Consider the following 13,421-nt stretch of genomic DNA (forward strand, 5'->3'; position numbering starts at 1 on the left):
CGTGAAGAACTTCAATAAGCAAATCACTTTATCGCTGAAAAATCCGTTTATTTTACATCATGACGTTTACGGACAAAAAGTCCTTCCGGGATTGGCTTATATTGATATGTTTTATCAGATTTTCAAAGAGCGCGGCTATTCATACGACGGGCTTCAGCTGCGCCATTTATCCATATATCAGCCGCTTATTGCGAAAGAAGACAGCGCCGTCAAGCTTACGGTTGAATGTACAAAGGTAAAAGAAGGGCGCTGGAAACTTACCGCAAAAGGGGCTGAGGTCAGCGGCGGACGAGTCCAGCCGAAAGAACGCATTTACGTCAAAGCGGAAATGCACGAGACGGCACCCGCAGTTTTCAGTGACACGCTTGATCTTGACTCTGTCAAACGCGAGGCGGAACGCACCATCAATTTAAATGAGCTGTATGCACAATGCAGAAGCCAGGAATTGGTTCACAGCGGATATATGAAAGCAGAAGGAGAAGTTTTTGAGGAGTGGGACGGCGTCACCTTTGATGTATCGCTCGGAAAAGACGCGATGGGACAGGCCGGAGGGTTTTTGTTCCATCCGACTCTTCTTGACGGAAGCGGCGTCGGCGCAAACCTATTGATCTCATCGTTGTTAAATGGGGAAAAGAGGCTGTTTCTGCCTCTTTTCTACGAATCTTTTACAGCTTCTGAACCTTTGCAGGCCGGCTGCATCACGAGAATCAAACGTTCGTCGCTTCGGCAGGAAAAGGAGCTTATTTACATTACACTGGAGTTTTTTAACGCATCCGGCCGGAAAGTAGCCGAGCTGAAAGATTTCACAAGCAAGCTCGTGCGGGATGCCGAGCTGATCAATACAGACTGTAAGCCTGCTGAGAAGTCTCCTGAAAAAGCCGGTTTACCGGAAGTTGCGGCATCGCTTGAAGGCGGACACCCGCATGAGGAAGCAGAGCGGTATGTCATGAATCTGATGGCGGAAAAAATCGGCAAGCCGCTTGAACAGATTGATTCTCAAGTCGGCTACTATGAAATGGGCCTGACATCGTCCGGACTGCTTGACGTCGTCGAAACGATCAGCGAAAAAATCGGAGAAACCCTTTCTCCGACTTTGCTGTTTGAATATACGACGGCAGCAGAGCTGGCGGCTTTCCTGACTGAGCAGTACGGGAGCCATTTCAGCGCGTCTCCGGCAAAAATGGAGAAGCCGGTTGAGACGCAAACAGAAAAAAGGCGGAAAAGCAGTGTGCCGCAAGATGAAGATATCGCCATTATCGGCATGGCCGGCCGCTATCCGCAGGCCGAAAATATTCATGAATTCTGGGAAAACCTGAAAGAAGGAAAAAACTGTGTCACCGAAATTCCGGAGTCTCGCTGGGACTGGCGCCGGTTTGAAAATGTAAAGTCGCCTTCCGGAAAGAGCATTTCAAAATGGGGCGGATTTATCGATGATCCGGATTGCTTTGATCCCCAATTTTTCCGGATTACGCCGCGGGAAGCTGAAACAATGGACCCTCAGGAACGGCTGTTTTTACAAACATGCTGGGAAACGATTGAGGATGCCGGATATACGCCGAAGTCGCTCGCAGAGGCGCGCGGACGGAATAAGAGACAGCGCGTCGGCGTCTTCGCAGGGGTGATGCATAAGGATTATACGTTGGTCGGGGCTGAAGCTTCTTCTGAAGATCATGTATTCCCGCTTTCTCTTAATTATGCGCAAATCGCAAACAGAGTTTCATATTTTTGCAATTTTCACGGGCCGAGCATGGCGGTCGATACGGTCTGTTCATCTTCGCTGACTGCGGTTCATCTTGCTGCGGAAAGCATTCGGCGCGGGGAATGTGAATCGGCGGTTGCCGGAGGCGTCAACTTGTCGCTGCATCCGAATAAATATCTGACATACGGTTTATGGGACATGTTTTCAACAGACGGGGTTTGTCATACATTCGGGAAAGACGGAGACGGCTATGTACCGGCTGAAGGAATCGGTGCCGTTTTATTAAAACCGCTGCGGGAGGCGGTAAAAGACGGAGACCGGATTTATGCGGTGATAAAGGGCAGTGCCGTCAACCATGTGGGGACAGTGAGCGGAATTTCCGTGCCGAGCCCTGTCGCGCAGGCCGATTTGATTGAAGAATGCCTGGACAAAGCGGGCATCGATCCGCGCACGGTCAGTTATATTGAGGCGCACGGGACGGGAACTTCTCTCGGCGATCCGATTGAGGTTCAAGGCCTTGTCAAGGCGTTCCGCCAGTACACACAGGACAAACAGTTCTGTTCGATCGGATCAGTGAAGTCCAATATCGGCCATGCGGAATCGGCGGCGGGCATCAGCGGCTTAAGCAAAGTTGCCCTGCAGCTTCACCATAAAACTTTGGTGCCGTCTCTTCATTCCGAGGAGCTGAATCCGTATTTAGATTTTGAACAATCACCGTTTTACGTCCAGCATCTTACCGAAGAGTGGCAGCAGCCCTCAGTGACGGAAAACGGAAATGAGACCGTATATCCCCGGCGTGCAGGGATCAGTTCTTTCGGGGCGACAGGTTCAAATGTGCATCTCATTCTGGAGGAATTTATCCCTGAAGAATCACACGGAACAGCGTATGAACCGGCAGGAGAACAGACATTCATTTTTCCGGTTTCAGCCCGGAATGAAGAACGGCTAAAAGAGTACGTTGCGAAGCTGTCTGCATTTATTCATCCCGGCCTGCCGCTTGAGGATGCGGCGTATACACTTCAGATCGGCCGTGAACAGATGGAGGAGCGGGTTGCGTTCACCGCTCAGAATATGACACAGCTCAAAGAGCGGCTGGAAGGCTTTCTGGCAGGTAAAACGGTCAGCGGGTGCTGGCGGAACCGAGCTGATAAAAGCAAACAGGCAGAGCTTGCTCCGGACTTGATACATAAATGGCTTTCTTCCGGAAGTCTGGAGATGATTGCTGAGAAGTGGGCCGGCGGAGGAACAATGGATTGGAATCTCTTATACGGTGAAAACAAACCGAATCGGGTCAGCCTGCCGACATATCCGTTTGAAAAAACACGGTATTGGGTGCCGAAGGCGGAGAAAAAAGATTCGTTCCCGCAAAAAAATGCAGGCATGCTGCACCCGCTCCTGCATGAAAATGTATCAAACATGTCAGGCGTCCGTTTCCGCTCTGCGTTTAGCGGCGGAGAATTTTTCCTGAAAGATCACGTCGTCAAAAACGAGCGGACGTTACCGGGCGCGGCTTATCTGGAAATGGTTCGGGCGGCCGTTGAACACGTTGCAGAAACGAAGGAAGAAGGAACAGTCCGTCTGAAACATGTCGTATGGATACGTCCGTTTACAGCGGCGGATGAGTCCGCAGAACTGTATCTCCGTCTTTATGACGAAGAAAATGGGGACATGGGATTTACGGTTTACAGTGAATCGGCTTCCTCGGAACAAGAGTCCGTTCTCTATGCGCAAGGAAGCGCGGCGTTTGTGCGAGCGGGCGAACCGGCCAAAATCGAGATTGACAAATTAAGAGAGTCACGCCGTCTGATCACACCTGACGCTTGCTATCAGGCATACAAACAGATGGGGATTGAATACGGGGATGCTCACAAAGCGGTCACGGAAATCTATGCAAAAGACAGCAAAGTGCTCGCGAAGCTCTCACTTCCGTCATCTATTTCTCATACAAAAGATCAGTTTGTCCTCCATCCGAGCCTTTTGGATGCGGCCTTCCACGCGACAATCGGGTTAATGCTTGACAGAGACGGGACTGACATACGCCCGATGCTGCCGTTTGCTCTCGAACAGATTGATGTGTTGAAAAGCTGTAAAAGCGATATGTGGGTATCCATTGCGTACAGCGGCGAAAGCAAGCCTGAAGATGCCGTGCAGAAGCTGGATATTGATGTATGTGACGAACAAGGCAATGTATGTGTGAAAATAACTGGTTATTCCGCACGGGAAATTGAAACGGATAAAACAGATACACTATATTTTGAACACGTATGGGAAGAGAAGGCCGCTGTACATGAAAAAGCGCCGATCCATTTCAAAGCCCGTCACGTGATGATATCTGACCGGTTTACGGATCAAATGAACAGCATACAGACAGACTTCAGCTGTCATATGCTCCGTGATCAGCAAAAGAGTGAAGACGAACGGTTTGAAGCTTGTGCGCTTCAGGCGTTCGAAGAAGTGAAGAAAATCCTCGCTTCAAATTCCGGCGGGCGCGAGCTCATTCAGATTGTCGTGCCTCAAGAAGCGGATACGCAGCTCCTTTGCGGCTTAACGGGGCTTTTGAAAACAGCGGCGCTTGAAAACCCGAACCTGACCGGCCAGCTGATTGAATTGGAGCCGGACGTCAAGGCAGACACGCTGTCACGATATGTAAAAGAATGCAGCGCTCATCCTGATGACAAGCATATTCGCTATGAAAATGGCAGGCGCTATACGGCGCAATGGCAGGAAACAGGGCTTGAACAGTTCGGCGCCGAAAAGCCGTGGAAGGATAAAGGTGTTTATCTGATCACAGGCGGTGCAGGCGGTCTCGGATTTTTGTTCGCCAAAGAAATCGCCCGGCATGCAAAAGACGCCGTTCTTATTTTAACGGGGCGTTCTCTGTTGGATAACCGTAAAAAAGCCCAGCTTCAAGAACTGTCCGATCTCGGCGCGCAAGCCGTGTACAAACAAACGGACATGACGGAAAAACAAGAAGTTCAATCGCTCACAGCCGACATCTGCCGGCAGTACGGCGGATTAAACGGTATCATACACAGCGCCGGAATGATAAAAGACAACTATATTCTGAAAAAGCACAAAGATGAAATCCGTGATGTACTGGCGCCGAAAGTCTCCGGACTGGTTCATCTGGATGAAGCGGCAAAGGACATTGAGCTGGATTTTCTGATTCTTTTCTCTTCCGGAGCCGGAAGCGCCGGAAGCGCGGGTCAGGCTGATTATGCGATGGCCAATGCGTTTATGAACGCCTTCAGTGAAAAAAGAAACCGTAAAAAAGCCCGAAATGAACGCTATGGACACACCCTTTCAATCTGCTGGCCGCTTTGGAAAGACGGCGGCATGACGGTTGATGCTGAAACGGAAGCCATGCTGACAAAAGAAAGCGGCATGGTCCCTATGCAAACAGAAAACGGCATTCAGGCTTTGTACCGCGGGTGGGCGGCAAACACATCCCAAGTCATGGTGACGGAAGGCTACGCCGCAAAAATCCGGGCGTTTCTGAAAAAATCAGCGGATGATCAGCCGGATAAGGGCAGCGAAACGGAAGAAACGGCAGGTCTTACAGCTGGTGGAGAGAACATGCTTGCAGAAAAAACGGAGCATTTCTTGAAACAAGTGCTTTCGGAAGTGACCAAACTTCCTGTCGGCAAAATTGACGCCAAGGCGCCTATGGAAGATTACGGTATTGATTCGATTATGATTATGCATTTGACGGGCCGGCTGGAAAAGAGCTTCGGTTCATTATCAAAAACTTTGTTTTTCGAATATCAGAATATCGAATCGCTGGCGCAGTATTTTATGAAAGCACACCGGGACACGCTGCTGGAAGTGACCGGGATGAAAACAGAAGAAACCCCTGCAGCCAAACCGGTGCTGTCTGAGAAAGCCGAAATAAAGCCTGTTTCCAAACGGAATGAAGGCAAAAAAGGCTTTGCGCAAGTCCGTCCAGACACGCGGGAAAATCAGCAGCTGACGGAGCGTGAAGATATCGCGATTATCGGTATATCAGGACGATATCCGCAGGCCGAAAATCTTCAGGAATTTTGGAAGAATTTGAGTGAAGGCACTGACTGCATAACCGAAATTCCAAACGATCGCTGGGATCACAGTCTTTATTACGACGCTGATAAAGATAAAGAAGGCAAGACGTACGGAAAATGGGGAGGATTTTTGAAAGACGTGGACAAATTTGATCCGCAATTCTTCTCTATTTCGCCCCGGGATGCAAAATTGATGGACCCGCAGGAGCGGTTATTCCTGCAATGTGTCTACGAAACGATGGAAGATGCCGGTTACACGCGCAAAAAGCTCACGGGAAAATCGGGTGATTTGCTTGGCGCCAATGTCGGTGTTTACGTCGGCGTCATGTATGAGGAATATCAGCTTTACGGAGCAGAAGAACAGGCGCGCGGAAAATCGCTTGCGCTGACCGGAAATCCGTCATCAATTGCGAACAGGGCTTCCTATGTATTCGGTTTTAACGGCCCGAGCATGGCTCTGGATACGATGTGCTCTTCTTCTTTAACAGCCATTCATCTGGCATGCCAAAGCTTGCGGAACGGGGAATGCGAAGCAGCATTTGCCGGGGGCGTCAATGTATCCGTTCATCCGAATAAATATTTGATGCTCGGCCAGAACAGATTTTTATCAAGCAAAGGCAGATGTGAAAGTTTCGGAGAAGGCGGAGACGGTTATGTGCCCGGTGAAGGAGTGGGCGCCGTACTCCTTAAGCCGCTTTCTAAAGCAAAAGCGGACGGTGATCATATTTACGGCCTGATCAAAGGAACGGCCGTGAACCATGATGGAAAAACAAACGGGTATTCCGTACCGAATCCGAACGCCCAAGCCGCGGTGATCAAACAGGCGTTAAAAGACGCGGGAACCGATCCGAGGGCGGTCAGCTACATCGAAGCCCACGGCACCGGGACTTCACTCGGCGATCCGATTGAAATCACGGGTCTGACAAAAGTCTTCTCAGAACAAACACAAGATAAACAGTTTTGCTCTATCGGCTCAGCGAAATCCAATATCGGGCACTGTGAAAGCGCGGCGGGCATCGCGGGGCTGACGAAGGTGCTGCTGCAAATGAAAAACAAGAAGCTTGCGCCGTCACTGCATTCCCGGACGCTTAACCCGAATATTGATTTTCCGAGTACGCCGTTTAAAGTGCAGCAGACGCTTGAAGAGTGGAAAAGACCGGTCATAAATGATAAGGAATTGCCGAGAACCGCGGGACTTTCCTCATTCGGAGCCGGCGGCGTCAACGCTCATATCGTCATCGAAGAATATTCCGCTGATGAGGATAAGGAGACGGCTTTTGCCGCGCCTCATCCGTCGATGATCGTCCTTTCCGCGAAAAATGAGCAACGGCTTCAAAAACGGGCGGAACGTCTTCTTGATGCGCTGCGGAGCGGGCGTTACCGGGAAGTGGATCTGAGCCGGATCGCATATACGCTTCAAATCGGCCGTGAACCGATGGAAGAGCGTCTCGGAATGATTGTCAGCAATTTGCGCGAGCTTGAAGAGAAGCTTGACGAATTTACGGGCGGCAAGGAGTCAATTGACCAGCTCTACCGCGGACAAGTCAAACAGAATAAAGACACGATGGCGCTGTTTGCGGCTGATGAGGACATGGAAAAAACCATTGAGGCATGGCTTGAAAAAGGCAAAGCCGCAAAGGTATTAGAGCTTTGGGTGAAGGGTCTTCCGCTGAATTGGGATAAGCTGTATCAAATGGGCAGACCGCAAAAAATCAGTCTCCCGGCCTACCCGTTTGCAAAAGACCGTTATTGGATCGACATATCAGCAGATGCAGCTGTCAAAAAACCGGCCGACACACAGTCTGCGCCGATCGCACCGGCGGCCGTCCCGGAACCGGTCATTGAAGTAACAACTCTTCACGAGGAGACTGCCAAAGAAAAACCGTCAAACATTTCATTGCAGCCTTTGAGCGGCGCGAAACCGAAAAGAACCGTACAGTCTGTTTCCCGTCCGGCGGTTTCCGCTGAAAAAGTAAGTGCCGTATTGACCGAAAGTTTGGCAGACGTTTTATATATGGATGCCAACGATATCGACGCAGACGACACATTTATTGATATCGGCATGGATTCAATTACCGGTCTTGAATGGATAAAGGCCGTTAATAAAACGTACGGCACGTCTCTTACGGTGACGAAAGTATATGATTATCCGACAATCCGCCAGTTTGCGGCCTTCTTGCAAAAAGAGCTCGGAACAGAACCGATCCTTGAGGAAGCAACCGAACCGCAGAAAACAGAGGCCGTGAAAAAACCGTCAAACATCATGCTGCAGCCTTTAAACACTTATAAACAGCAGGTAATCCAAGCAGAAGCGGATATTCTGGAGGCGATGTCTGAAACGGCAGCTTCCGCCGAACCGGAAGAACCGATTGAAGCGGTGCATGACGAGTTATCAAAAGCACTGGCTGATGTATTGTACATGGAGCGGCATGAAGTAGATATTGATGAGGCCTTTATTGACTTGGGTATGGATTCGATTACCGGTCTTGAATGGATAAAGGCCGTCAATAAACGGTACGGCACGGACTGTAACGTAACGAAAGTGTATGATTATCCGACAATCCGCCAATTTGCCGATTTTCTGCGTACGCAGCCGTCCGTCCGCGGCAGAAAAAAACAGGCGGTTCCCGTACGTCCAAAGCCGCTTACGCAGCAACATGCCCTGCAGGAGAAAACACCTGCCGAGCCTGAGAGATTAACGGTTCAAAAGGAACCTGAACCGGTGCAGGCCAAACGGGAGCCTAAAGATGAGATAGCGGACGCGATAGCCATCGTCGGCATGTCGGGCAAGTACCCGGATGCGCCGGACCTAAAGACGTATTGGGACAACTTAGCCCGTGCGAAAAACGCCATTCGCGACATCCCGCTTTCCCGCTGGGATGTAAACAAATACTATGATCCGGCCTTAAACAAGAAGGGCAAAGTATACTGCAGATCAATCGGTATGCTTGACGGCATTGAAGAGTTTGATCCGCTGTTCTTTAATATATCTCCGTCTGAAGCGGAACTTATGGACCCGCAGCACCGGATATTTTTACAGGAAGGTTTTAAAGCCTTTGAAGATGCGGGTTACAGCTCAAAAGAATTGAACGGGAAAAATTGCGGCGTTTATTTGGGGATTATGAACAATGAATACGGCATGATGTTAAACAAACATCAGACAGGAGGAAGCGCGACGGGCAACAGTTTCAGCATCGCGGCGGCCCGCCTGCCTTATTATCTCAATTTGAAAGGGCCGGCCATTCCGATTGATACGGCATGTTCTTCATCTCTCGTCGGGACTCATTTGGCGCGTCAGGCGCTGTTGAATCATGAAATTGACATGGCGCTTGTCGGCGGTGTCACCTTGTATTTAACGCCTGAATCATACATCAGCATGTGTGAAGCCGGAATGCTGTCTCCTGACGGCCAATGTAAAGCATTTGATAACAGTGCGAACGGATTTGTGCCTGGCGAAGGCGCGGGGGCGCTCGTTTTGAAGAGGCTGAAAGATGCGGAAGCCGATCAAGACCATATTTACGGAGTCATTATCGGATCTGGAATTAACCAGGACGGAAAAACCAACGGCATTACCGCACCAAGCGCGAAAAGCCAAATGGATTTAGAGCGCCAAGTGTATGAAGCGCACAACATCCACCCTGAGAGCATCACCTATGCGGAAATGCACGGCACCGGCACAAAACAGGGGGATCCGATTGAATTAGAAGCCCTGTCTTCTGTATTTAAGGAAAAAACGGACCGCAAACAATTTTGCGCCATCGGTTCGGTTAAATCGAATATTGGGCATACGTCGGCAGCGGCAGGTGTAGCAAGCGTCCAGAAGGTTCTGCTGTCGATGAAGCATCAGCAGCTTGTGCCGACCCTTCATTTCAGCACGCCGAATGAACATTTTGATTTCGATGACTCGCCTTTATTTGTCAATACCGAACTCAAACCTTGGGAAACAGGCGGAGCACCGCGGCGGGCCTGTGTCAGCTCATTCGGCTACAGCGGCACAAACGCTCATCTCGTTATCGAAGAGTATCAGCCGAAAGACCGGGGAAGCCGTAAGCCTGATGAGACAAACATTTTTGTGCTGTCGGCGAAAAAAACGCCTCAGGTAAAAACCTATGCCGAGTCTGTGATCGAATTTGCAAAAGCCAATCAGAATATCAATCTTTCAGATATGGCGTACACGCTTCAAACCGGGCGTGATGCGATGGATTACCGTCTTGCGGTTACAGCCGGTTCGAGAGAAGAACTGATCAGCCGTTTAACCGATTTTGTAAACGGAAATACGGGTGAAGGGATATATGAAGCCCATATCAAAACGGCTAAAAAAGAAATCAAAGCATTTGAAACGGACGATGACCTGAAGCAGCTCGTAAGGTCATGGTTCGATAAGAAAAAATACGCCAAAATAGCGGAATTGTGGGCCAAAGGGCTTCAGATGGACTGGGACAGACTCTATCAAGGCGAAAAACCCCGCAGAATCAGTCTCCCGGCTTACCCATTTGCGAAGGAGCCGTACTGGCTGCCTGAGCCGAAAGCCGTACCGCAGGAAACAGAAGACCGGCGCGAGGCTGTGTTTCTAGAAAAGCAATGGGTTCAGTGTGAGATCGATTCGGCCGGTGAGAAAAGCGGCAGGACGGTCATGATTCTGGCTGATGCAAGGACAGCTGAGCTAGCCGAAGAGACTGCGAAGCATTTCGCTGACTCATTCATTCTCCCGGTCGATTCCGCTGACACTGCAGCTAGCAATTGGAATCACATAGATGGCGCAATCGATCTGACGGGATGCGGAGACGAAGACCCTTCACTGGAAGAGCTCAGCCGGCTCCAGACTCTGATTGATACAAGCCGCCGGCAAGCGCGGCCGCTGACGCTGCTATATGTAACAAAAGGCTTGGAGCCATTTCAGCAGAAAACGATTCATCTTGCAGGAGCGGCAAAAAGCGGCCTGTACAGAATGCTTCAAAATGAGTATCAAAACGTGACGTCCAGACACATGGATGCCGATACAGATACGGATCAGCAGACGCTTGCCAAACAGATTGCAGATGAATTTTCGGCGGACAGCACAGAACCGGAAATCTGCCGCCGAAACGGACAGAGATACCGCGCTTTATTCACGGAGATTCCAAGCAGGAAGCGAGCAGAACATAAGCCCGCACCGTTTCCTGAAGACCATGTGCTTTTCATTACCGGAGGCACAAGGGGACTGGGTCTCTTATGCGCCCGCCATTTCACAGAAAAACACGGGGTGAAAAAAGTAGTGCTGACAGGCAGGGAGCCGATTCCTCCCCGTCATGAACGGTCAGCCGTTAATACGAGGCTGAAAGAGAAGATCCGGGCGATTGAAGAGCTCGAAGCAAAAGGAGTGCAAGTGGCGGTGATCAGTCTGAAATTGTCTGATCATGATGCGGCGGCAGCGGAAATTGAAACAATCCGGCGCACGATGGGACCGATCGGCGGTGTCATTCACTGTGCGGGATCGGTTAATTCAGTAAATCCGGCGTTTATCAGAAAGACTGCCGACGACATACAAGAAGTGCTTGAACCGAAAGTCGCCGGGCTTCAAACATTAAGCAGCCTTTTCACAAATGATCCTTTGCAATTTTTTGTCTTATTTTCTTCAGTATCTGCAGTCGTTCCGGCGCTCGCAGCGGGACAATCGGATTATGCGATGGCAAATGCGTACATGGATTATTTCGCGGCGGCTCATCAGCATCAATATCCGCTGGTCAGCATTCAATGGCCGAACTGGAAGGAAACCGGATTAGGTGAAGTCCGCACAGAAAGCCTGAAGCAGACCGGGCTGCTGGGACTGTCCAACGCGGAAGGACTTGACTTGCTGGACCGCATTTTATCTGAAAACATCCGCCCGTCCGTTCTGCCGGCTATCGTTGATCGGAGCGAATGGCATCCTGACAGGCTGCTCTGTCAAGAGAAAACACAAAAAGAGACTGAAGCCGTAATAAACGGCAAAGCCGCGGAAAAACATTCAGACAGAGACCTGCTTCTTGATACGAAGGCGTGGCTTGTGAAACTGTTTTCCGATGAGCTGAAAATCGCTCCGGAAGAACTGGAAACAGACGAACCGTTTCAGGATTACGGGGTTGATTCGATCATTTTAGCGCAGCTTTTACAGCAAATGAATCAAGCGCTCAAAGAGGACTTAGACCCATCTGTTTTATATGAACATCCGACAATCGACGCGTTTGCCGAATGGCTTGTATCCAATGGGCAGCCGCTGCTTACAGAAAGGGAGGAACCTGATACAGAAATGTTGGTTCCGGCTGCCGTACAAACGGTTCACACTGAACAAAAGCGTGATGCCGTAACTGAAGACATTGCTGTCGTCGGAATGAGCTGCCGTTTTCCGGGAGCGGAATCGTTAGACCAATATTGGGACTTGCTGAGAAGCGGCAGGTCCGCAATCGGCTCCGTCCCGGCGGAACGTTTCGGATATGAAAATCAATACGTTGCGGGATTGATTGACAATATGGATCACTTTGATTCCGAATTCTTTTTCATTCCGGAAAACGACGCGAAAGCGATGGACCCTCAGGCGTTGGCGGTGTTGGAAGAGAGCTTGAAACTTTGGTGCCATGCCGGCTATACCCGTGAAGAAATCAAGGGCATAGAAGCCGGTGTGTATATCGGAGGCCGCAGCCAGCATCAGCCTGATCCTGAAAGTCTTGCGAATACCCGCAACCCGATCGTTGCGGGCGGGCAGAATTATTTAGCGGCAAACGTTTCGCAATTTTTTGATCTGCGCGGGCCGAGCATCGTGCTTGATACGGCTTGTTCATCGGCTTTGACAGGAATGAACATGGCCGTTCAGGCACTGAGAAGCGGCGATATCAAAGCGGCGGTAGTTGGCGGCGTCAGCCTGCTGAACACGGATGCGGCGCACCGGATGTTCCAAGAGCGCGGGCTGTTAAACGAAAAACCGGCATTTCACGTATTTGACAAGCGTTCAGGCGGAGTTGTCCTCGGTGAAGGCATCGGCATGGTGCTGTTAAAAACAGTAAGACAGGCGCAAAAAGACGGCGACACGATACACGCGGTCATTAAGGCCGCCGCCATGAACAATGACGGCAGAACGGCAGGCCCGTCAGCTCCTAATATGCAGGCGCAAAAAGACGTCATGCAAAGCGCGCTTTTCAAAAGCGGCAAAAAGCCGGAAGACATCACTTATATCGAAGCAAACGGATCGGGTTCCGCGGTGACTGATTTGCTTGAGCTGAAGGCGATTCAATCCGTATACCGCTCAGGTCAGCATGTTCCGCTCGGCATCGGGTCAATCAAGCCGAACATCGGGCATCCGCTTTGCGCAGAAGGCATCGCAAGCTTCATTAAAGTCGTATTAATGCTGAAGCATAAACAAACGGTTCCGTTTCTCTCAGGAGACGAACCGATGCCGCATTTTGATATAACAAAGACAGATTTTCACTTTCATAAAACAGCCGGCGAATGGGATGCAGCCCCGTCAGCAGCCATCAACTGCTTTGCTGACGGCGGAACGAACGCCCACGTCATTCTGGAAGCTTGGGAAGAAAAAGATACCCGAATGAAAAGAAAGCCGCTGCCGGTACCGTCATTAAGACGTAAGGCTCTGGTAAAAGAGCCTGATGCACCGGCGGAGAAACAAGAGCTTCCTGCGAAAAAAATGTTCTGGAAAGCATTTAAATGAGAGAGGA

At 50.3% G+C, this 13,421-nt stretch carries 1 protein-coding gene; it reads left to right on the plus strand.

Going from position 1 to position 13,421, the window contains the following annotated elements:
- Position 1 precedes the first annotated feature (1 nt).
- Entirely contained in the window at positions 2-13,414 is a 13,413-nt protein-coding gene (locus tag G4O42_RS08620) for a type I polyketide synthase (RefSeq protein ID WP_032874971.1), read from the plus strand.
- Positions 13,415-13,421 lie beyond the last annotated feature (7 nt).

Origin of the sequence: Bacillus sp. LUNF1, assembly GCF_011008975.1 — a bacterium.
In the GTDB taxonomy this organism is placed as follows: Bacteria; Bacillota; Bacilli; order Bacillales; family Bacillaceae; genus Bacillus; species Bacillus velezensis.